Origin of the sequence: Frigoribacterium sp. Leaf164, from assembly GCF_001423665.1 — a bacterium.
GTDB lineage: Bacteria > Actinomycetota > Actinomycetes > Actinomycetales > Microbacteriaceae > Frigoribacterium > Frigoribacterium endophyticum.
In genome coordinates this window covers 769,783-790,900 of the sequence record NZ_LMOX01000003.1, presented here as the reverse complement: position 1 = coordinate 790,900, position 21,118 = coordinate 769,783, and the positions used below count along the sequence as shown (strand labels likewise).

Annotated in this window: 23 protein-coding genes; 13 read left to right on the top strand and 10 right to left on the bottom strand. The window is 75.0% G+C overall.

Annotated features, from left to right (window positions below; translation table 11 throughout):
• Window positions 1–24: 24 nt before the first annotated feature.
• The 7 genes from ASF82_RS11635 to ASF82_RS11605 all read left to right on the top strand — a co-directional run bounded on the left by ASF82_RS11635 (window position 25) and on the right by ASF82_RS11605 (window position 8,819).
• Window positions 25–1,041 (top strand): LacI family DNA-binding transcriptional regulator, encoded by a 1,017-nt coding sequence (locus ASF82_RS11635; RefSeq protein WP_056057160.1) that lies wholly within the window; start codon window positions 25–27, stop codon window positions 1,039–1,041.
• A gap of 128 nt (window positions 1,042–1,169) precedes the next feature.
• Window positions 1,170–2,300 carry a hypothetical protein gene (locus ASF82_RS11630; RefSeq protein WP_156370110.1) on the top strand — a complete coding sequence of 377 codons (1,131 nt, stop codon included), beginning with the start codon at window positions 1,170–1,172 and terminating at the stop codon, window positions 2,298–2,300.
• 69 nt (window positions 2,301–2,369) lie between these two features.
• Entirely contained in the window at window positions 2,370–3,656 is a 1,287-nt protein-coding gene (locus ASF82_RS11625; protein WP_082514597.1) for a sugar ABC transporter substrate-binding protein, read from the top strand.
• 3 nt (window positions 3,657–3,659) lie between these two features.
• Window positions 3,660–4,673 (top strand): carbohydrate ABC transporter permease, encoded by a 1,014-nt coding sequence (locus ASF82_RS11620; RefSeq protein ID WP_082514596.1) that lies wholly within the window; start codon window positions 3,660–3,662, stop codon window positions 4,671–4,673.
• 1 nt (window position 4,674) lies between these two features.
• A complete protein-coding gene (locus tag ASF82_RS11615; protein ID WP_056057158.1) occupies window positions 4,675–5,508 on the top strand; it encodes a carbohydrate ABC transporter permease in 834 nt (277 codons plus the stop codon).
• Between the two features lie 129 nt (window positions 5,509–5,637).
• Window positions 5,638–6,651, top strand: a complete 1,014-nt coding sequence (locus tag ASF82_RS11610; protein WP_056059052.1) for a glycosidase — start codon at window positions 5,638–5,640, stop codon at window positions 6,649–6,651.
• A 62-nt stretch (window positions 6,652–6,713) separates the two neighbouring features.
• Window positions 6,714–8,819 carry a hypothetical protein gene (locus ASF82_RS11605; protein WP_056057156.1) on the top strand — a complete coding sequence of 702 codons (2,106 nt, stop codon included), beginning with the start codon at window positions 6,714–6,716 and terminating at the stop codon, window positions 8,817–8,819.
• Between the two features lie 125 nt (window positions 8,820–8,944).
• Here the strand turns inward: ASF82_RS11605 and ASF82_RS11600 are convergent, their stop codons facing one another.
• Entirely contained in the window at window positions 8,945–9,622 is a 678-nt protein-coding gene (locus tag ASF82_RS11600; RefSeq protein ID WP_056057153.1) for an NADPH-dependent F420 reductase, read from the bottom strand.
• 150 nt (window positions 9,623–9,772) lie between these two features.
• Here ASF82_RS11600 and ASF82_RS11595 point away from each other — a divergent pair, with 150 nt between their 5' ends.
• The gene (locus ASF82_RS11595; RefSeq protein WP_082514595.1) at window positions 9,773–10,522 is read left to right on the top strand and encodes an HAD family hydrolase; all 750 of its coding nucleotides are present in this window, start codon (window positions 9,773–9,775) and stop codon (window positions 10,520–10,522) included.
• A gap of 134 nt (window positions 10,523–10,656) precedes the next feature.
• Here ASF82_RS11595 and ASF82_RS11590 read toward each other — a convergent pair whose 3' ends face one another.
• The 4 genes from ASF82_RS11590 to ASF82_RS11575 form a co-directional block, all read right to left on the bottom strand.
• Window positions 10,657–10,896 (bottom strand): hypothetical protein, encoded by a 240-nt coding sequence (locus ASF82_RS11590; protein WP_056057152.1) that lies wholly within the window; start codon window positions 10,894–10,896, stop codon window positions 10,657–10,659.
• Window positions 10,897–11,119: 223 nt separating this feature from the next.
• Window positions 11,120–11,560, bottom strand: coding sequence for an OsmC family peroxiredoxin (locus ASF82_RS11585; RefSeq protein WP_056057151.1), 441 nt, complete (start codon window positions 11,558–11,560; stop codon window positions 11,120–11,122).
• Window positions 11,561–11,646: 86 nt separating this feature from the next.
• Complete coding sequence (locus ASF82_RS11580; RefSeq protein ID WP_056057150.1) at window positions 11,647–12,132, bottom strand: MarR family winged helix-turn-helix transcriptional regulator; 486 nt, start codon at window positions 12,130–12,132, stop codon at window positions 11,647–11,649.
• Between the two features lie 122 nt (window positions 12,133–12,254).
• Window positions 12,255–12,428: an antitoxin gene (locus ASF82_RS11575; protein WP_056057148.1), complete on the bottom strand. Its 174-nt coding sequence runs from the start codon at window positions 12,426–12,428 to the stop codon at window positions 12,255–12,257.
• A gap of 131 nt (window positions 12,429–12,559) precedes the next feature.
• Here ASF82_RS11575 and ASF82_RS11570 point away from each other — a divergent pair, with 131 nt between their 5' ends.
• Window positions 12,560–12,775, top strand: coding sequence for a hypothetical protein (locus ASF82_RS11570; RefSeq protein WP_056057146.1), 216 nt, complete (start codon window positions 12,560–12,562; stop codon window positions 12,773–12,775).
• 44 nt (window positions 12,776–12,819) lie between these two features.
• On the opposite strand, the gene ASF82_RS11565 is transcribed toward ASF82_RS11570, so the two are convergent.
• Both ASF82_RS11565 and ASF82_RS11560 read right to left on the bottom strand, forming a co-directional pair.
• The gene (locus ASF82_RS11565; protein ID WP_082514594.1) at window positions 12,820–14,007 is read right to left on the bottom strand and encodes an FAD-dependent oxidoreductase; all 1,188 of its coding nucleotides are present in this window, start codon (window positions 14,005–14,007) and stop codon (window positions 12,820–12,822) included.
• Window positions 14,008–14,137: 130 nt separating this feature from the next.
• A complete protein-coding gene (locus ASF82_RS11560) occupies window positions 14,138–15,205 on the bottom strand; it encodes an XdhC family protein (protein WP_056057144.1) in 1,068 nt (355 codons plus the stop codon).
• A 130-nt stretch (window positions 15,206–15,335) separates the two neighbouring features.
• Between ASF82_RS11560 and ASF82_RS11555 the strand changes: the two genes are divergently transcribed.
• From ASF82_RS11555 to ASF82_RS11545, 3 genes are all read left to right on the top strand, one after another.
• Window positions 15,336–16,145, top strand: coding sequence for a GNAT family N-acetyltransferase (locus tag ASF82_RS11555; RefSeq protein ID WP_056057142.1), 810 nt, complete (start codon window positions 15,336–15,338; stop codon window positions 16,143–16,145).
• A gap of 51 nt (window positions 16,146–16,196) precedes the next feature.
• Window positions 16,197–16,742 carry an MOSC domain-containing protein gene (locus ASF82_RS11550; protein ID WP_056059040.1) on the top strand — a complete coding sequence of 182 codons (546 nt, stop codon included), beginning with the start codon at window positions 16,197–16,199 and terminating at the stop codon, window positions 16,740–16,742.
• A gap of 253 nt (window positions 16,743–16,995) precedes the next feature.
• Window positions 16,996–17,514 (top strand): DinB family protein, encoded by a 519-nt coding sequence (locus ASF82_RS11545; RefSeq protein ID WP_056057141.1) that lies wholly within the window; start codon window positions 16,996–16,998, stop codon window positions 17,512–17,514.
• Between the two features lie 148 nt (window positions 17,515–17,662).
• Here ASF82_RS11545 and ASF82_RS11540 read toward each other — a convergent pair whose 3' ends face one another.
• The 3 genes from ASF82_RS11540 to ASF82_RS11530 all read right to left on the bottom strand — a co-directional run bounded on the left by ASF82_RS11540 (window position 17,663) and on the right by ASF82_RS11530 (window position 19,075).
• Window positions 17,663–18,091, bottom strand: a complete 429-nt coding sequence (locus ASF82_RS11540; RefSeq protein WP_369814275.1) for a DUF202 domain-containing protein — start codon at window positions 18,089–18,091, stop codon at window positions 17,663–17,665.
• A gap of 91 nt (window positions 18,092–18,182) precedes the next feature.
• On the bottom strand, window positions 18,183–18,545 hold the full coding sequence (locus ASF82_RS11535) for a YidH family protein (protein ID WP_056057140.1): 363 nt from the start codon (window positions 18,543–18,545) through the stop codon (window positions 18,183–18,185).
• A gap of 146 nt (window positions 18,546–18,691) precedes the next feature.
• Window positions 18,692–19,075 (bottom strand): DUF2256 and DUF3253 domain-containing protein, encoded by a 384-nt coding sequence (locus ASF82_RS11530; protein ID WP_056057139.1) that lies wholly within the window; start codon window positions 19,073–19,075, stop codon window positions 18,692–18,694.
• Between the two features lie 447 nt (window positions 19,076–19,522).
• Between ASF82_RS11530 and ASF82_RS11525 the strand changes: the two genes are divergently transcribed.
• Window positions 19,523–20,827, top strand: coding sequence for an MFS transporter (locus tag ASF82_RS11525; RefSeq protein WP_056057136.1), 1,305 nt, complete (start codon window positions 19,523–19,525; stop codon window positions 20,825–20,827).
• Window positions 20,828–21,118: the final 291 nt, after the last annotated feature.

The window sequence follows — 21,118 nt, the reverse complement described above, 5'->3', positions numbered from 1 at the left end:
ACGGGCGAGGCGAGGAGGCGCGACATGACCCAGCGGGTCACCATCGTCGAGGTCGCCGCCCGCGCCGGGGTCGCGATCAGCTCGGTGTCGAGCGCCCTCAACGACCGGCCCGGGGTCTCCGACCAGACCCGGGCGCGCATCAAGCAGGCCGCCGCCGACCTCGGCTTCGTGCCGAACGTGCGCGGCCGCTCGCTCAGCTCCGGTCGCGCGTTCACCGTCGGCCTCGTCGTGCACCGCGACCCGTTCGTGCTCGAGAGCGACCCGTTCTTCGGCAGCTTCATCGGCGGCCTCGAGTCGGTGCTCGACCCCCGCGGCTGGGCGCTCATCCTGCAGATGGGCTCCGCGGCCGACGAGACCCTCGACCGCTACCGCCGCCTCGCCGCCGGGCGGCGCGTCGACGGGGTCGTCCTCAACGAGCTCGTCGTCGACGACCCGCGCGTGCCGCTCGTGCAGCAGCTCGGCCTGCCCGCCGTCGGCGTCAACCCCGCCCCCGGCTTCCCCCTGCCGGCGGTCCGGCAGGACGTCGCGGCGGGCGTGCGCGAGCTCGTCGACCACCTCGTCGGGCTCGGGCACCGCCGCTTCGCGCACGTCGCCGGGCCCGCCCGCTTCGTGCACGCCGTCCACCGCGTCGAGGCCTGGCAGGAGTCGCTGGTCGCCGCCGGCCACGACCCCGGCGTCGTCGTCGAGGCCGACTTCACCTACGACGGCGGGCGTCGGGCCGCGGCCGACTTGCTGTCGCGCCCGGAGCGGCCCACCGCGGTCTTCTGCGCGAACGACCTGGCCGCCATCGGCTTCATGGCCGAGGCCGACCGGCTCGGCGTGCGCGTGCCCGACGACGTCAGCGTCGCCGGGTTCGACGGCATCGAGCTCGGCTCGTACGTGCGCCCCGCGCTGACGACCCTCACGACGACGCCTCGGCTGATCGGGGCCGAGGCCGCCCGGCTGCTGCTCGCGGCCGTCGAGGGCCAGGCCGGGCCCGACGCCTCGGTGGCGCCGGCCCGCCTGCTCGTCCGCGACTCCACGGCCCCCGCCGCGCGCTGAGCCCGGCGCCTCGTCGGCCGAGCCCCTTCCGCTCGGTGCCCGGCCGTGTTAGCTTCCTGTCTACCGAAACGTTTCGGTAACCATCAGCCACGCCAGCCAGACCGCCACGACGACGAAGTCGGAGCCCCATGACCCCCGCCAGCAGCAACACCAGCACCGACGCAGCCCGTCGCCTCGAGCCGCTCACGCCCGACGCCCTCCGCGCCGTGCTCGACGACGCCCTGGTGCACGAGAACGAGCAGACCGGCGCCCTCGCGCAGCTGACCTTCTCCGGCCCGGCCGCCTACGGCCCCGACCGCCCCGACTGGGCCGTCGGCCCGTTCGAGCCCGACCCCGCCCTGACCTTCACGCTCGACGGCCAGTGGAGCGACCCCGACGGCATCGGCTGGACGAGCTCGTCGCTCTACAACCCCTCGATGGTCGAGCACGACGGCACGCTGCACCTGTTCTACCGGGCGTCGCCCGTCAAGGAGAGCCTCGGCAGCCGCATCGGCCACGCGACCCTCGACCTCACGGCCCCGGGCGCCTCGTGGGTCGACGACCCGGCCAACCCGGTCGTCCGCCCGACCGACGACCTCGAGCTGCTCGGCACCGAGGACCCGAAGGTGTACCGCGCCGAGGGCCGCTGGTGGCTGTTCTACAACGGCGTCCACCCGATCACCGAGGAGGCGCGGGACGCGTTCCCGAGCACGGGCTACCCCGTCGGGGCGGTCGGCTGCGAGATGATGCTCGCCGTCAGCGATGACCTCGTGACCTGGCAGCGCCTCGGCCCGATCGCCCCGCCCGAGCAGACGCGGCTCTGGGCGAAGGGCGCCGTGGTGCCCCGCGACGAGCACGGCGAGGCCGTCCGCCTCGGCGGCGAGTACCTGATGTTCGTCAGCGAGGGCTTCGACGGCGTGCTGCACGTCGGCCGCTCCGACGACATGCGCACCTGGGCCTTCGAGCCGGTCGACTACCTCGACCTGTCGAGCGTCGGCGGCCACCTGCACGAGGTCGCCGCGGCGATCGTCACCGGCGACGGGCACCTCGTGCTCGACGTCTTCCACGACGTGGACGGACGTTTCGCCGCGAGCCAGGCCCTCTACGACGTCGCTCGCCCGTTCGAGCAGCTCGCCCTCACGCCGGGCGGCTCGCTCAGCTGGGGCGGGCTCAGCCGGGTCGACGGCCGCTGGACCTTCGCACAGGGCTGGGACGCGCCTCCCGGCCGCCGCGAGCTCTACGTCTACCGCGAGGCCGCGGGCCCGACCCGCGCCTCCTGACCCCCGCCCGCGCCGGCTCGCCGGTGGCGGCACCCCCTCACAGCGCACCACCCGATCAAGGAGAACACCGTGCAACGACGCACCACACTCATCGGCGCCACCGTCCTGCTCGCCGGCCTCGGCCTGACCGCCTGCTCCGGCGGCGGCGGGGGAGGCGGCGACGCCCTCACCGCGAAGGGCCCCATCACGATCTGGTACTCGAACAACGAGTCGGAGGTCGCCTGGGGCAAGGCCGCCGTCGAGGCCTGGAACGCCGACCACCCCGACGAGCAGGTGAAGGGGCAGGAGATCCCCGCCGGCAAGTCGAGCGAAGAGGTCATCGGCGCCGCCATCACGGCCGGCAACGCACCCTGCCTCGTCTACAACACGGCCCCCAGCGCCGTCGGCCAGTTCCAGAAGCAGGGCGGGCTCGTCGACCTGTCGAGCTTCGACGACGGCGCCGACTACGTCGAGGAGCGCAGCGGCGACCTCGCCGAGCAGTACCAGGACGCCGACGGGAAGTACTACCAGCTGCCCTGGAAGTCGAACCCCGTGATGATCTTCTACAACAAGGACCTCTTCACGCAGGCCGGCCTCGACGCCGAGGCCCCCGCGCTCTCGACCTACGACGACTTCCTGGCCACGAGCAAGACGCTCGTCGACGCGGGAGTCTCCGACTACGCGATCCACCCGGCGCCGACCAGCGAGTTCTTCCAGACGCAGTTCGACTTCATGCCGCTCTACGCCGCGGCGACCGGCGGCACCGGCCTCGTCGAGGACGGGAAGGCCACCTTCGCCGACGACGAGGGCGAGACCGTCGCCGGGTTCTGGCGCGACCTCTACGACCAGGGCCTCGCCGGCCAGGAGCAGTACACCGGCGACTCGTTCGCGGACGGCGAGGCGGCGATGTCGATCGTCGGGCCGTGGGCCGTGAACGTCTACTCCGACGTGAACTGGGGCGCCGTGCCCGTGCCGACCGAGGACGGCACGCCCGCCGACGAGACGTACACCTTCAGCGACGCGAAGAACGTCGGCATGTACACGGCGTGCGAGAACCAGGGCACCGCGTGGGAGTTCCTGAAGTTCTCCACCAGCGAGGAGCAGGACCGCGCGCTGCTCGAGACGACCGGCCAGATGCCGATCCGCACCGACCTCGCGACGACGTACGCCGACTACTTCGAGGCCAACCCCGCCTACGCGCTCTTCGGCGACCAGGCGGCCCGCACCATCGAGGTCCCGTCCGGCCCGAACACCGTGGCCGAGCTGCAGGCCCTCCGCGACGCCTGGTCGAAGAGCGTCATCTTCGGCGAGGGCGACGTCGACCAGGCCCTCGGCGACGCGGCCACGAAGGTCGACGAGCTCGCGGCCCAGGGCTAGGCCGTGTCGACCCTCAGCGCCGAGCCGGCCACGCCGGCAGCCGGCGGCGGCTCCGAGGAGGCGCCCCGCGCCTCCTCGGGTCGCCCCCGCCCCGGCGGGGCCCGGTCGGGTGGTCGCGGCCCCGTGCGTCGCCGTCGCGGCGGCCCGCTCGGCAAGAACCCCCTCGGCCTGCTCTTCAGCGCGCCGTACCTGGTCTTCGTGCTCGCGGTCTTCGCGTACCCGCTCGGCTACGCGGTGTACATCGCCTTCCACGACTACTTCTTCACGGCCCCCGGCGCCCAGGTCGAGCGCCCGTTCGTCGGGCTGCAGAACTTCGTCACCGCGTTCACCGACCCGGCCGTGCTGCGGTCGTTCGCCAACGTCGGCGTGTTCCTGGTCATCAACGTGCCGCTCACGGTCGTGCTGAGCATCGTGCTCGCGACGGCGCTCAACAAGGTCGTGCGGTTCAAGGGCTTCCTGCGGGTGGCCTACTACGTGCCGTACCTCACCGCGAGCGTCGCGGTCGTCGCGGTGTGGCTCTTCCTGTTCAACGGCAACGGGCTCGTCAACCAGGTGCTCGGGCCGCTGGCGCCGTCGCCGTCGTGGCTGATCAACTCGGCCTGGGCGATGCCCTCGATCGCGCTGTTCGTCACCTGGAAGCAGCTCGGGTTCTACATCCTGCTCTACCTCGCGGCGCTGCAGAACGTGCCGAAGGAGCTCTACGAGGCGGCGTCGAGCGACGGCGCCGGCGTGGTCAGGTCGTTCTTCACCGTGACGGTGCCGGGCGTCCGGCCCGCGACGGTGCTCGTGCTGCTCGTCTCGACCGTGACGGGCGCGAACCTGTTCACCGAGCCCTACCTGCTGACCGGGGGAGGCGGGCCGAACGGCGCGTCGACCTCGCCCGTCCTGCTGATGTACCAGAAGGGCATCGAGCAGGGGAACCCCGACCAGGCGGCCGCCATCGGCGTCGTGCTCGTCGTGCTCGTGCTCGTGATCGCGCTGCTCCAGAACCGCTTCGCCGGCGGGAAGGAGGACTGACATGTCGAGGTTCCAGGTCGTGCTGCGGGGCGTCGTCCTCGCCGTGGGGGCGCTCGCGTTCCTCTTCCCCTTCTACTACATGGTGATCGGCTCGCTGCAGACGAAGCCCGACCCCACCGTCGCCGGGGCCTTCCCGCACCCGTCGAACCTGACGGGCGCGAACTACGCCGCCATCGACAGCCGCATCGGTCTGCTGACCGGGCTGGTGAACTCGGGCATCTTCACCGGGGGCGTGCTGGTCTGCACGGTCGTCTTCGGCGTGCTCGTCGGCTACGCGCTGGCCGTGCTGCAGTGGCGGGGGCGCGGGGTGACGTTCGCGCTGGCGCTGCTCGTGCAGGTCGTGCCGTTCCAGCTGCTGGTCATCCCGCTCTACGTGCTGATCGCCCGCAACTACGGCCTCAGCGACAGCTACCTGGGCATGATCCTGCCGTTCGCCATCAACTCGACGGCGGTCATCATCTTCCGGCAGTACTTCCTCCAGCTGCCGCGCGAGCTGTTCGAGGCGGCCCGCATCGACGGCACCGGCGAGTTCCGGCTGCTGTGGAACATCGCGCTGCCGCTCGTGCGGCCGGCCCTCGTCACGGCGCTGCTGCTCACCTTCATCGGGCCGTGGAACGAGTTCCTCTGGCCGTTCCTCATCACGAAGGAGGCGTCGATGCAGCCGCTCGCGGTCTCGCTGGCGAACTACATCTCGAACGTCGCCGCGACCGCCGCCAACCCCTTCGGCGCGACCCTGGCCGGGGCCGTCGTGCTCGCGGCGCCCGTGGTCGTGCTGTTCATCGTGTTCCAGCGCTACTTCATCTCGACCGACGTCGGCTCGAGCGTGAAGGGCTGACAGGAGATCCCCGTGACCACCGCATCCCCCACCACCGCCTCCACCGCCTCCATCGGCCCCTCGGGCGGCTCCGCCACCGCCGTCGCGCCGGGCGCCTTCCCCTACCGGCTGACCCGCGCCGGGGTCGTCATGACCCCCGACCCGGGCGACCCGCTCGAGGCCGAGGGCGTGCTCAACCCCGGCTCGGGCCGCGGGCCCGACGGCGAGCTGTACCTCCTGCCGCGGCTCGTCGCCGCGGGCAACGTCTCGCGCGTCGGCCTCGCCCGCGTGCTCGTCGACGACGGCGTTCCCGTCGGCGTCGAGCGCCAGGGCGTCGTGCTCGCCCCCGACCGCGGCTGGGAGCGCGGCGCCACGCACTCCGGCGTCGAGGACCCGCGCGTCACCCGGGTCGACGAGCTCGGCCTGCACGTCATGACCTACGTCGCGTACGGGCCGCTCGGCCCGCGCACCGCCGTCGCCGTCAGCGACGACCTGCGTGGGTGGCGCCGGCTCGGGCCCGTGACGTTCGACTACGTCGACGAGCTCGACACCGACCTCGGCCTCTTCCACAACAAGGACACGACGTTCTTCCCCGAGGCGGTGACGGCGCCCGACGGGGTGCGCAGCTTCGCCGTGCTGCACCGGCCGATGTGGCACATCGGCGCGACCGTGCCGGGCGAGGGCAGCCCGCTGCCGGCGGGGGTGACCGACGGCCGCCACTCGATCTGGATCAGCTACGTGCCGGTCGAGGCCGTCGAGCGCGACCTGCGCGCCCTCGCCCGCTGGGGGCAGCACCGTCCGGTCGCCGGGCCCGCGGCCCCGTTCGAGGAGCTCAAGATCGGCGGCGGCCCGCCCCCGCGCCGCGTGCCCGAGGGCTGGTTGCTGCTGCACCACGGCGTCACCGGCGTCATCGAGGACGCCTTCGCGCAGCAGCAGAACGTCAACTACGCCGCGGGCGGGATGATCCTCGACGCCGACGACCCCTCCCGGGTGCTCGCCCGCTCGGCCGAGCCGCTGCTCGAGGCCGAGACCGACGACGAGCGCGCCGGCATCGTGCCGAACGTCGTCTTCCCGACCGCGATCGAGGAGGTCGACGGGGTGCCGTGGGTCTTCTACGGCATGGCCGACTCCAAGATCGGCGTCGCCCGCCTCGACCGCGCCTGACCCCCACCGCCGCGCCTGACCCCCACCACCCCGTACGACGAGACAGAAGGAGGCGGTCGACGATGACCGCACGCACCGCACGATGGGCCGGGCTCGCCCTGGCCGCCACGACAGCACTCGCGCTGGGGGCGACGGGGGCGCTGCCCGCCTCCGCCGCGCCTCCGGCCGCTCCCGCCCCGGCGGCCCCGGCGGCCCCGGCGGCTCCGGCAGCTCCCGCCCCGGCGGCCGGCGCGCCCGCGGCAGCCCCGGCACCGCTGACGAACCTCGCCCACCTCGACTTCCTCCTCGACCAGGCGACGCCGGTGCCGGAGGAGGGCCACACCTCCTACCGGCTCGACTCCGAGCCGACGCTGACCCTGCCGTGGACGTACGCCGACGCCCGCGACGGCGGCGCCTTCGCCCGCGTGGGCGGCGGGCCGCTCGACCCGGCCACCGGGTACTGGGGCCAGGGGGCGTACAACTCGGACGACGTCTCGCGGGCGGCCGTCGTCTACCTGCGCGACTGGCAGCGGACGGGGGCCGAGGCGAGCCGTGAGAAGGCGTACGAACTGCTGCGCGCGACCGCGTACTTCCAGACCACCACCGGCCCGGCCGCGGGCAACGTCGTGCTGTGGATGCAGCCCGACGGCACGTTCAACCGCAGCCCGGTGCCGGTCGAGCTGCCCGACCCGTCCGACAGCGGCAACAGCTACTGGCTGGCCCGCAGCCTCTGGGCGTTCGGCGAGGGCTTCGCGGCCTTCCGCGACGACGACCCGGAGTTCGCGGCCTTCCTGCAGCAGCGCCTCCAGCTCGGCGTCGCGGCGCTGCAGCGCGACACCCTCTCGCGGTACGGGCAGTACGACGTCGCCGACGGTGTGCAGGTGCCCGGCTGGCTGATCGTCGACGGCGCGGACGCCACGGCGGAGGCGGTGCTCGGCCTGGGCGCGTACGTCGCCGCGGCCCCCGACGACGCCGTCGTGCGGACGGCCACGACGCAGCTCGCCGAGGGCGTGGCCCGCATGGCCTCGGGCGACCCGCAGACCTGGCCCTACGGGGCCGTGCTGCCCTGGACGAACTCGCGGTCGATGTGGCACTCGTGGGCGTCGCAGATGCCGGCCGCGCTCGCGCGGGCCTCGACCGTGCTCGGTCGCGCCGACCTGCTCGCGCCCGCCGTCGTCGACACGGCGTCGTTCACCACGACCCTGCTGACCGCGAGCGGCCCCGACAACGCCTGGTACCCGACCCCGGTCGACCAGACGCAGATCGCCTACGGCGCCGACTCGCGCCTCCAGTCGGCGCTCGCCGTGGCCGACGCCTCGGGCGGCGCCGGGTTCCGGAAGGTGGCCGCGGTGGCCGCCAGCTGGTACTTCGGCACGAACCGCTCCGGGCAGCCCGTCTACGACCGGGCGACGGGCGTGACCAACGACGGCGTGCAGGCCGACGGGAGCGTCAACCGCAACAGCGGGGCCGAGAGCACCATCCACGGCCTGCTCTCGATGATCGCGCTCGACGGTGCGCCCGACGTGTCGGCGCTCGCGCAGGCGTCGACGACGGTCGCCGCCCGAGACGGCCTCACGACGGTCGAGGCCGAGGCCGCCACGGCGACCACGGGCACGGTCGTCACGCCCGAGTCGGCGTGGACGGGGGAGTCGCAGCTCAGCGGCGGCTCGGCGCTCACGCTCCGGCCCGGGCAGACCGCGACCATCACGGTGCCCGCCGGGTCGGGGCTCCGCCACGTCGAGCCCGTGCTGCTCGGTGCCGAGGGAGTCGTCTCGACCTCGGTCTGGCGTGCCGGCAAGGTGCCGCTCGGCACGCTGTCGACGCGGGTCGGCGCGCAGGGGGTGACCGGCGCCTCCGGGGCCCTGCTGCCGCAGACCCTGCCCGTGCCGGTCGGCCCGGGCGCCACCGCGGTCACCGTGACCGCCCGGGGCTCGCAGCCCGTGACGATCGACGCGCTGATCGTGCGGCCGCTCGTGCAGCGGCTGTCGCTGACCGGGGCCGGCGGGCGGGCGACCGACCTGGTGTCGTCGACGTCGCGGCTGCCGCTGCCGGCGACGGTCGGGGCATCCGGCACCCGGTCGACGGTGTCGAGCTACGACTCGCGCGGCCGGCTCGTGTCGGAGAAGGCCGTGTCGGGCCGCAGCGTGGTGCTCGTCAAGGCCGGCGGGTTCGTCGTCGTGACGCGCTAGGCCGGCGGGAACGAGAGAGCCCCGGACCGGTCGCCGCGCCCTGTGGTCAGGGTGCGGCGTCCGGTCCGGGGCTCGACGCGTGGTGCCGACCGCACCGCTCAGCTCACGCCGGGCGGGGGAGGGGGCTACGCCTCGGAGGGGTGCGGCGCCGGCTCGGCGGTCGCGGTGGCGCGGGTGGCCTTCGCGAGGTTCTCGACGAGCTCCGAGCGGGTCTGCGACACGACGTAGGCGGGCTGGTCGCGCTCGACGCGCCAGCTCTCGCTCAGAGGGCCGACGTTGACGGTGTCGAAGCCGATCTCGTCGTAGAGGCGCTGCACGAGCTCGGCGGCCTCCTCGAAGTCGCTCGAGGTGGCGAGCGCACGACGGTCGGGGTCGCCCGCGGGCTTGCCGTCGGTCGTGATGTCCTTCGCCATGATGTGGTTGAAGCCCTTGGCGACCTTGCTCTCGGGCAGGTGGCGCTGCAGCATGCCCGACACGGTGTCGAGGCCGTTGTCGAGGGCGGGGATCTGCCCGTCGCGCTCGAAGTAGTAGTTGTTCGTGTCGATGACGACCTTGCCGGCGAGCGGGGCCACGGGCACCTGCTCGTAGTTCTTCAGCGGCACCGTGACGACGACGACCTCGCCGGCCTCCGCCGCCTCCTCGGACGTCGCGGCGCGCGCCTTCTCGCCCAGGTCGGCGACGAGGTCGCCGAGGGTCTCGGGCCCGCGCGAGTTGCTGATGACGACGTCGTGCCCCTGGGCGATGAGGGCCCGGGCGACCTGGCTGCCGATGTTGCCTGCTCCGATGATTCCGTATGTGGTCATGTCGTCAGCCAACGCCCGTCGGGCGGCCGCGTGTTCCCGCTCCCAGCCATCTCGGAGGCGGCGCCCAGCCGTGTCGCCCGGCCCGACAGGACGCGGGAGGCGCGTGTCCAGCCCCGAACGGTGCACGGTCTGCAGGCGCAGGCTGGGGGCATGACCGACTCGACCCGCGCTTCCGACCAGGCCTCCCCCTCCTCCGACCCGACCCGCGACTCCGCCGGGTCCGACGCCCCGACGACCGCCGTCCTCTTCGACATCGACGGCACGCTCGTCGACTCGAACTACGCGCACGTCGACGCCTGGTCGAAGGCCTTCGCCGACATCGGGCACCCCGTCGACAGCTGGCGGATCCACCGCGCGATCGGGAAGGACAGCTCGCTCCTGCTCAGCTCGCTCCTCGGCGACGACGTCGCGGAGGCGCGGGGCGAGGAGGCGAAGGAGCGCCACTCCGCGCACTACCTGCCCCACGGCGACACCGACCTGCACGTCTTCGACCAGGTGCCCGAGCTGCTCGCCGAGATCGGCCGCCGCGGGCACCGCGTCGTGCTCGCGACCAGCGCCCCCGAGGAGGAGCTCGAGGTGCTGCGCCCCCTGCTCGACGTCGAGGGCGCCCTCTGGGCCGTCACCTCGTCGGAGGACGCCGAGACGGCCAAACCCGACCCCGGCATCGTCCAGGCCGCGCTCGACGAGGCCGGGGTCGACGCCGACCACGCCGTCATGGTCGGCGACGCGGTGTGGGACGTCGAGGCGGCCGGTCGGGCCGGCGTCGCCTGCGTCGGCGTGCTGACCGGCGGCATGTCGCGCGCCGAGCTCACCGAGGCCGGCGCGGCCGAGGTCGTCGACGACGTGGCCGCTCTGCTGCGCGGCCTCGACGACAGCGTGATCGGGCGGCTCGGCGCGTGATCGGGCGGCTCGGCGCCTGAGCGCCGACGCGGCGGTCGGACGGCGACGAACCACGTCGTCGCACCCGAACCAGGCCGCGGCGTGGTTCGCCGGCGAGGACGTGGTGTGTCTCAGCTCGGCTCGGCGGCGGCGCGTCAGCGGCGGCAGAACCAGCGCGCGACGCGACGGAGGCCGCGGCGTCGGCCGGCCGGCGGCGTGCAGGCCCGCCGCGGCGGCGCGGGCACGAAGGTGACCGACCGGCACGAGGTGCAGGTCAGCAGCTCGGGGTGCACCGACAGCCCCGAGCCGAAGAACGGGTTCCGCACGAGACGGGCCGGGCCGCCGCACTCGGCACAGCGGGCGGGGCGGTCGAGGGAGGAGTCGCGCGGCGTCATCGTGTCCTCCTGGTGTCGTCGGGGCGGGCGGTCGAGGAGTCTTCGGGGCGCGGCCGCGCCGGGTTGGGTGCGGCGGCGTCCCCAGTCCGGGTGCCGGGGCGGTGCCGGCGCGGTGCCGACACTGTGCCGGGGCGGTGCCGGCGCGGCGCTCGCGCCCACCACGCACGGGCGCCCCGCCACGACGTGCGTGACGGGGCGCCCGGGAGGGAGGCGGTGCGGCTGCCTAGCCCTCGAAGGTCGCGTCGAGCGTGATCTCGACGCCGGTGAGGGCCTTGCTGACCGGGCAGGTCTCCTTGGCGTCCTGCGCGGCGGCCTGGAAGGCGGCCTCGTCGATGCCGGAGACCTCGCCGCGGACGGTGAGGGCGATGCCCGTGAGGCGGAACCCGCCGGCCGAGTCCGGGCCGAGCGTGACGTCGGCCTTGACGTCGAGCGCCTCGACCGTGCCGCCGGCCGCGCCGAGCACGGCGCTGAACTGCATGGCGTAGCAGGCGGAGTGGGCCGCGGCGAGCAGCTCCTCGGGGCTGGTCGAGCCGTTCGCCTCGTCAGCGGCGCGCTTCGGGAACGACACGTCGTACGTGCCGACGCCGGAGCTGGTCATCTCGACCTGGCCCTCGCCGGTCTCGAGGCTTCCGTTCCAGGCGGTGCGAGCGGTGCGAGTGGGCATGTTGTCTCTCTTTCGTCGGTGTGGGTCGGGTGTCGCGGGTGGTCGGAGGAGTCAGGGGGCCGAGGGCCGAGGAGTCGCGGCGCGGCCTACGAGGACGCCGCGCGCACGCTGTCGGCCACCGTGCCGAGGGTCTCGGTCAGGTCGGCGATGTCGGCGGGCCGGAGCCCCGTCGCGGCGCAGATGCTCTCGGGGATGCGCGCGGCCAGGCCGCGCAGGTCGTCGCCCGCCGGGGTCAGCGACACCGTCACCGCGCGCTCGTCGCGGCCGCCGCGCACCCGGGTCACGAGGCCCTGGGCGTCGAGGCGGCGGAGCAGCGGCGAGAGGGTGCCCGAGTCGAGGTGCAGGCGCTCGCCGAGGGCGGAGACACCGGTCGGGCCCTGCTCCCAGAGCACGAGCATGACCAGGTACTGCGGGTAGGTCAGGCCGAGCGGCTCGAGCAGCTCGCGGTACCGGGCGGTCAGGGCGCGCGACGCCGCGTAGAGGGCGAAGCAGATCTGCTCGTCGAGCAGGGGAGCGGTCGCCGGGGAGGCGGTGGTCGCCTCCGCCACCGGGGTCGCGCTCGTCGTCGTCATGGTCGTGACGTTACCACATCGCGCACAACTCGGTTGAGCGCAATGCAGTGCGGGGGGGCCGAGACGACGAGACCCGTCGCCCCGCGAGGCGGGGCGACGGGTCTCGTGACGGACAGCGTGGATCAGTCGCCGACCTTCTCGTCCGCAGCGTCGGTGGCCTTGTCGATCTGCTCCGAGTGGCCGCCGCCGGTGGCCTTGTCGGCCGCGTCGCCGGCCTTGTCGAGCCCGGCGTCCGAGACCTTCTCGCCCTTGTCGCTGTTCAGTAAGTCTCCGGCCTTGTCGGCGATGCCTGCCATGGTGTTCTCCTTCTGCGTCGGTGGCGCCGCGGCGTTCCCCGCGGTCGACCCCAGCCTGCGCCCGGCCCGCCCGGGCGTCGTCCCAGGGTGTACCCCGGCCGAGCGGCGACCGGGTCGCGTAGCGTCGCAGCATGAGCCACGACAGCGAGCACGACGCCCCCGACAGCACGGGGATGACCGCCGACGAGAAGCGCCACGACCAGCTCACCCGGGCGCCGAAGTCGGACGAGACGGACGCGGCTCCGCGCATCACGACCGAGGAGCGCCCCGACGGCGTCACGCGCATCGACGTCGCCGACACCGCCAAGGTGCGGCCGGGCGGCGGCGAGAGCCAGGCACAGGGCTGAGCTGAGCCGCTCGCCCGACTGCCCGCGCGGGGCGGCCCGGCGCCTCAGCTCGCCGCGACCGCCCCGAGCCGGAACCTCTCGGGCGCCGGCGTGCCCGTCGCGACGCCCGCCAGCAGCGTGCCGAGCAGGGGCCCGAACTTGAAGCCGTGCCCCGCGAACCCGGTCGCGACGGTCGCCGCGCCGACCCGGTCGAGCACGAAGTCCTCGGTCGGGGTCGTGTCGTACAGGCAGCTGATCGGCACGAGGCTGTCGACGTCGACGCCGGGCACCCACCGCTCGACGTACTCGCGCAGCACCGCCGTGCCCTCGGCGGTCGGCGCGAAGTCGCGCTCGTCGGGGTGCACCTCGCGGCCGGTGCCGTGGGTGCCGACCTTGACGCCCTCGCCCGGCGTCAGCAGCCCGTAGACGCTGCTCACCACGGAGCGCAGGGCCGGGTCGGAGGGGTAGTGCACGAAGCTCGGCCACGCCTCGTCGGGCAGGGCGGAGGCGAAGTGCGCCGGCTGCTCCTGCGTCACGCGCACCGGGGGCAGCGGGGTGCCCGCCGCGGCGGCGTGCTCGGCGACGAGGTCGTGGGCCCACGAGCCGACCGCGAGCACGACGCTGGCGACGCGGACCACCGAGGAGGCGCCTCCTGCGCCCTCGAGGCGGAGCACCGCCCCCTCGTCGGTCAGGTCGAGGTCGCGCAGGCGGGTCTCGAAGCGGAGCTCGGCGCCGTGCGCGACCGCGGAGTCGAGCATCGCCTCGATGGCGTCGGCGGAGCGCAGGCGGCCGGCCTCGGCGTGGACGAGCGCGCTCGTGTCGATGCGGAGCCCGGGCCAGCGGGCCTCGGCCTCGGCGGGGGCCAGGCGCTCGTGGGCGACGCCGGCGCGCTCGAACGCGGCCTGGATCGCGTCGAGCACGGCGGGGTCGCCGTGGTCGACGGCGCCGGTGAGGTCGAGCAGGTCGCGGCCGGTCTCGCGCTCCAGCTCGCGCCACTCGGCGAGGGCGGCGCCGGTCATCGCGACGTAGTCGTCGGCCGTGTAGCCGCGGCGGAAGATCCTGGTGGCGCCGTGCGACGAGCCGGCCTCGTGGCCGCGGGCGAAGCGCTCGACCACGAGCACGCGGGCGCCCGACCGGGCCAGGGCCCGGGCCGTCGCGGCGCCGACGACGCCGGCCCCGACGACGACGTGGTCCCAGGCGGGCTGCGCGGCGGTGCCCTCGGCGGTGCTCTCGGCGGGGCTCGGCTCGGTCATCCTGCGAGGGTAGCGGGGCCCCCGAACCACCGACTGATCAACGAACCACGTCACGAGGTGGTTCGTTGATCAGTCGGTGGTCGGTTCGACGGCGACGGCGACGGCGACGGCGATGGCGACGGGGCGCCCGTCAGCGGTGGATGGCGTCGGAGCGGTCGCGCAGCCGCACGCCCGTCGCTCCCGAGCGCACCGCGAGCACCTCGGCGAGCACCGAGATCGCCGTCTCCTCCGGGGTGCTCGCCCCGAGGTCGAGCCCGATGGGGGAGTGCAGGCGGGCCAGCGACTCCTCGTCGACGTCGAGGGCGCGCAGCTGGCGGACGCGCCGCTCGTGCGTGCCGCGCGACCCCATCGCGCCGACGTACGCGGCGGGGGAGGCGAGCGCCGCCGCGACCAGCTCGGCGTCGAACCGGTCGTCGTGCGAGAGCACGGCGACGACGGTGCGCTCGTCGATCTCGGTGCTCGCGAGCCAGGTCGGCGGCCAGGCGACGACGACCTCCTCGGCCGAGGGGAAGCGCTCGGGGGTCAGGAAGACCGGCCGCGGGTCGCAGACGGTGACGCGGTAGCCGAGGGCGGAGCCGGCGGCGCAGAGGGCGACCGCGAACTCCACGGCCCCGACCACGAGGAGTCGCGGGGCCGGCACCGAGCGCTCGGTCACCAGGCGGAGCCCCGCGCACGCGTCGAGGTCGGCCGGGTCGACGACGTCGCCGAGGCGCGGGGCACCACCGGCCGTGCCGGCCGTGCCTCGCGTGGCGGCGGCGTCGCCCGTGGTTTCCCGGTCGGCGGCGTCGCGCCCGTCGGCCGTGGCGGCCGCGCCGACGACCCGCGTGAGCGACGCTGGGCGGCCGGCCCGCGCCTCCCGCAGCTGGCGGACGACCTCGTCGTCGTCGGCGGAGAGCCGCTGCACGACGACCTCGATGGTGCCGCCGCAGCTGAGGCCGACCTCGAAGCCGGCCTCGTCGCTGAAGCCGAACGACTCGAGCAGGGGCACGCCGTCGGCGAGCACCCGCTCGCACGCCTCGTAGAGGGCCCCCTCGACGCAGCCGCCGGAGATGCTGCCGATCACGGTGCCGTCGGCCGTCACGACCATGGAGGTGCCGACCGTGCGGGGCGCGCTGCCGACGACCGAGACGGCGGTCGCGACCGCGACGCGCTCGCCCGCGTCGAGGCGGGCGAGCAGGCGGTCGGCGATCTCGAACACGGGGGCTCCTCGGGGGAGGGCGCGCGGGGCGCGCGGACGGGTCCGCCGATCGTACCCGGCGCCCGGGCCCGGGCCTGCTGCGGGCGCGGGCCTGCCGCGGGCCCGCGCCCGGCTGCGGCAGACTCGGGGGGTGACCGACCCCGCCGTGCCGCCCCCCGCCTCCGCCCGTCCCCTCCGCGAGGTCGTGGCCGACTGGGTCGTGGGCTGGACGGCCTCGCGCGGCGTCGTCGCCGTCGAGCGCGACGGCTCGTGGCGCGTGCCGTTCGGGCACCCCGACCGCTGGGCCGAGTTCGTGGTGCCGCTCGACGGCGGCCCCGGAGCGGGCTCGTCCTCCTCGTCCTCCTCGGCTGCCTCGGCCACCTCGTCCTCCTCGGCCGCGTCCCGCGCCGCGCGCACGGAGCAGCTCGCCGCCGTGCTCGCCGAGGCCGCCGAGGTCGGGCGTCTCGGCGACCGCGTCTGGGTGACCGTGGTCGGCCACGACCCCGAGGCCGTCGTGGCGGCCGGTCGGAGCTCCGGCTTCGAGGTGCGGAGCGCCGAGGAGTCGCTGATGGGCATCGCCCTCGACCAGCAGGCCGTGCGCGAGGTGTCGGCGCCGTACGAGCTCGACGTGCAGGAGGTCGGGGCGCCCCCCGCCCCCGTCCTGCGGGCGACCGCCTGGGTCGGCGAGGGCCACCCCGGCGAGGGGGACGACGCCGCGACCGGCCGGGCGGCCCTCACCCCCGCGGGCACCGCCGTGCTCGACCGCGTCGAGACCGACGACGAGCACCGCCGCCGCGGCCTCGGCGGGGCGGTCGTGCACGCCCTCGTCGCCGAGTCCCGGCGACGCGGTGCGACCCGGGGGCTGCTCGTGGCCTCGGTCGACGGCGCCCTGCTCTACCGGTCGCTCGGCTGGGAGCCCACGGCGTCGGTCGTGATCCTCGTCACCCCCGCCGTGCGCTGAGATCGGGCGGAGGGGGGTGACCCCGCCGTCGACCGGGGGCAGGATGTGGTCATGACCCGCGCCTCCGTCGTCTCCGTCAGCCGCGACTCCGCCCACCGCTTCAGCAAGCCGGTGGTCGACGAGATCACGCTCGTGGCGGGGCTCGGCGTGGAGGGCGACGCGCACTCCGGCACGACGGTGCAGCACCGGTCGCGCGTGCGGCGCGACCCGAGCCAGCCGAACCTGCGGCAGGTGCACCTGATGCACGAGGAGGTCCTCGAGGAGGCGCGTTCGGCCGGCCTCGACGTCTCGCCCGGCGAGATGGGCGAGAACGTCACCACCCGGGGCGTCGACCTGCTCGGCCTGCCGACCGGCACCCGTCTGCGGCTCGGGGCGGAGGCCGTCGTCGAGGTGACCGGGCTGCGCAACCCCTGCACGCAGATCGAGGGCTTCGAGCCGGGGCTCCTGAAGCAGATGGTCGGCCGGGGCCGCGACGGCCAGGTCGAGCGCCGCGCCGGCGTCATGTCGGTCGTGCTCGTCGGCGGCACCGTGCGCGCGGGCGACGAGGTCGTCGTCGAGCTGCCCGCCGGCGAGCCGCTGCCGCTCCAGCCCGTCTGACCCGCGCCGCTGCCGCTCCAGCCCGTCTGACCCGCGCCGCCGCCGCTCGCGTGCCGGTGGTTGCAAATGCCGACCGCCGAGCCTGCAATACGTGATCTTTCCCGCACCAGGTGTGCCCTCGGGTGCAGATGGTCGGGAATTGCGGCACCGGAGGAGGCGAACGAGCCTCGGCCGGATGGCCGCGGCAGGCGCTCGTCGCTGGTCGGCAGGATGTCGGTGGCGCGCCTCCCCGGGGCGTCGGTAGCGTCGCGACATGGCGATCGTCCCCGACACGAAGAACTGGACCTGGGTGCTCGACGAGACCTGCAGCGACTGCGGGTACGACGGGCCGACGACGGAGTTCCGCGAGGTGCCGCGCCTCGTCCGCGAGAACGCGGCGGCGTGGCCCGGGGTGCTCGCGGCCGCCGACGCGGCCGTCCGCCCCGACGACCGCACCTGGTCCGCCCTCGAGTACGGCGCCCACGTGCGCGACGTCTTCCGGGTGTTCGACGAGCGGCTCGCGCTGATGCTCCGCGAGGAGGTGCCTGCCTTCGCGAACTGGGACCAGGACGCCACCGCCGTGGCCGACCGCTACTCCGAGCAGCAGCCGGCCGCGGTCGCCGCCGAGCTGGTCGCCGCGGCCGAGGTCGTCGCCGCCCGCTTCGAGGCCGTGGCCGACGAGCAGCTCGGTCGCACCGGCCTCCGGTCGGACGGCTCGGCCTTCACGGTGGAGTCGCTCGCGCGCTACTTCGTGCACGACCCGGTGCACCACCTCCACGACGTGCGTCGCTGAGGTGCGGCGGGTCGGCGTCGTCCTGGGCGGGCGGGCGCTGACCCGCCGGCAGTGACGGCGACCCGCCGGCTCGTTCCCGGCTGCCGCCCGGGGTCGCGATGACCCGCCGACCCGCCGACCCGCAGCAGCGGTGCGCCGCCGCCGCGGCTCAGCCCTGCCCGGCCCCCGCGGCGCCGGCCAGCGCCAGCGCGAGCGCCGCGACGCCCGCCGCGACCGTCAGCAGCGCGACCGCCGCCGGCAACAGCCCGCCGCCGATCGGGGCGCGGTCGTCCGCCCCGGAGGTGAGGAGGCGGTGCACCCGCCGGTACCGCCGGTGCGCTCCCACGAGCACCGCGACCGACGCCGCGACCCCGAGCCCGGCGACCGCGTACGTCGCGGCGCCGTCGCCGAGCAGCAGGGGCAGCACGCGGAGCCCGACGAGCGACCCCACCGTGAGGGCGAGCGCCGTCCGCCGCCACGCGAGCGCGGTGCGCTCGGGCTGGAGCCCGGGGTCGAACGGGCGGGCGGAGCGGTCGACCCGACCCGCGCCTCCCTCGCTCACGCCGCCGCCGACCTGCGCGGTGCCGCTTGCGTGCAAGCCGCAGCGGACGTGCGCCCCGCAGCCGACCGGCGCGGCGCCGCGCGCGTGCGCCGCCCAGCCCCCCGGCACGTCCCGGCCGGCCCCCGGGTCACGCGAGCACCACCGCGAGCAGCACGAGCACCCCGGCCACCACGACGGCGACGCCGATCGGCAGCGCCAGCCGAGCCGAGGGCAGCGGGCGGCCGAGCCGTAGCGCACGCTCCGCCTGGGCCCAGCCGAACCAGGCCTGCACGGGGGTGGCGACGCCGGCGACGATGAGCACGAGCGAGGCGGCCAGCCGGAGGTGCGGTTCGAGGCCCAGCCCGAGCGCCTCGAGGGCGACGCCGCCGGCGAGCAGGGCGAGGGCGGTGCGGATCCACGCGAGGAAGGTGCGTTCGTTCGCCAGCGTGAAGCGGGCGTCGGGCTCGCTGCCCACGCCGTAGACGGACGAGGGGAAGCGGCGCGCGGTCACCCCCTCACGCTACTGCGGGCGGCCGCGCAGGGCGACGAACCACTTCCTCGCTCCAGAACCACGCCGCGGCGTGGTTCGCGTGCGAGGACGTGGTGCCCGACGCGGCGACCGGCTCGCGGCGGCCGGCTCGCCGGGCCGCGCGCGGGTCAGCCGCGGTGGCGACGGATGCGGATCGGCCCCTTCGCCGTCGACGGGTCGACGACCGACCCGCCCTGGGTGATGTCGACCTCGCCCGCGGCGACCAGGCGGCGAGCGGCGCGGCGCACCGGCTCCATCAGGTCACGCCAGGCGGCCTCGTCGTCGGGAGCGATCGACCGGGCGACGTCGGAGGGGCAGATGGTGGAGGCGGCGGCCCGGCTGGCGAGGAGCGACCGGATGCGCTCCTCCAGCTCCCGGTCGAGCGCCGACACCTTGCGCTTGCGGCACGCGTCGCTGCAGTACGCGACCTCGTCCCAGTTCGCGGCCCACTTCTTGCGCCACTCGATGCGGCGGCCGCACGAGCGGCAGGTCTTCTCGTCGTGCTCGGGCATGGCTCCATGCTGCTCCCCGCCTCCGTGAGCCGCCCGAGCGCCGAGCGCCCGTGCCTACCTCTCCCTCCGCGCCTCAGTTCTTCCGCTCCGCCGCTCCTCCGTGCCGCCGCTCCTCCTCTCCTCTCAAATTTGAGAGAGATCAGCCGCTCGATGACGAGAACAGGCGGGAGGCGCGGGGCCGATCGCCGGATCACTCGCGTCTTCCTCCGCCCACCTCCGCGAACGCACCCGCGCTACCGCACCCGCGCCACCGCACTCGCGCCTCCGCGCCGAGCCCCCGACCCCGCCCCACACCCTGGCGCCTCGCGGCCGCGTCGCGTACCCTCGACGGTGGTCGTGCGTCACGCGCGGCCCCGGGCGTGCACGACAGCGCGCAGTCGGGATCACCATCCTCCCCGTGCACCACGGGTCGAGAGAACGGCGCCCGCCGACTGACCGAGACCCTCCATGACCCTCGCACCTCCGCGTCCCCCGCGCCTCCCGGCCGGTGACGGACGCTCCACCCGCTTCCCCCTCGCCGGCCTGCTCGCGCTCGCCGTCGCGACCTTCCTCTCCATCTCCGGCGAGATGCTGCCGACCGGCCTGCTGCCCGAGATGAGCAGCGAGCTCGGCGTGACCGAGTCGGCCATCGGCCTGCTCGTCAGCGTCTTCGCGTTCACGGTCGTGCTCACCAGCACGACCCTCACGCACCTCACGCGCCGCCTGCCGCGGCACCTGCTCGTCGTCGGCCTGATCGCCGTGCTCGCCGTGAGCGCCGCGCTCACCGCGATCGCACCGAGCTACGAGCTGGTCGTGGCGTCGCGCATCCTCGGCGGCCTCGCCCACGGCATGTTCTGGGCGATCGGCGGCGCCTACGCGGCGCACCTCGTGCCCCGTGAGCAGGTGGGCCGCGCGCTCGCCGTCGCCATGAGCGGCGGCACCCTCGCCTTCGTGCTGGGCGTGCCGCTCGGCACCGCGCTCGGCCAGGCCCTCGGCTGGCGCGCGGCGTTCGGCGTGCTCGCCGGCGCCATGGCGCTCGGTGCGCTGCTCGTCTGGCGGCTGCTGCCGCCGGTGCCCGCCCCCGACCCGAGCACGGTCACCGGGGCCGTGCCGACCGTCGACGCGGCCGACTCGACGTCCGCAGCCTCCGCCTCCCCGACCACGCCGTCGGCGACGACCACGGCGCGCCGCCGCATGCCCGCGCCGTCGGTGCTCGGCATCGTCTTCAGCTGCGTCGTGACCGCCGTCTTCATGGTCGGTCACTACTCGTTCTTCACCTACATCGCGCCGTACCTGGTGCGCTCGACCGGCATCGAGGAGTCGCAGCTCAGCCTCGCGCTCTTCGCGTTCGGCATCGCGGGCGGCGTCGGCCTGCTGCTCGTCGGCTGGTTCCTCGGCAAGCGCCCGCGCATCACCATCCCGGTCGGCATGGCCGTGGTCGTCGTCGCCGTGCTCGCGATGGTGGCGCTGGAGGGGCAGCCCGGCCCGTCGCTCGTCGCGTTCGTCGTCTGGGGCGTGACGTTCGGCGCGCTGCCGCCGCTGTTCCAGACGAAGATGCTGCAGGTCGCCCCGTCACGCCTCCGCGACATCGCGAGCGCGTTCTACACGACCGGCTTCAACGCCGGCATCGGCGGCGGTGCCCTGATCGGCGCCCTCGTGCTCGATGGAGCCGGTCTCGACGTGCTCCCGCTGCTCTACGTCGTCGTCGCCGCGGTGATGCTCGTCGTCGTGCTCGTCACCGACGCCGTCCTGATGCGGCGCTCGCCGCACTGACGCACGCCGGGTCCACCCCGGACGACGGAGGCGCGATGCCGGTACGCGACGGAGTAGCGGTGCCGGACACGACGGACGCACGGCCGGACACGACGGAGGCGCGGTGCCGGGACCGAGGGCGGGTCGCGCTCGACGCGACCCCGCTCCGGTGCCGGCACCGCGCCTCCCTCAGGTGACGGGTCGCCCGTGGCGTCGGTCAGCGACGGCGCGTGCTGCCGCCCTTGCCGGTCGAGCCGCCCTTGCCGGTGCGCTTCTGGACCTGGCGGATGATGATCGGGATGAGCAGGGGGG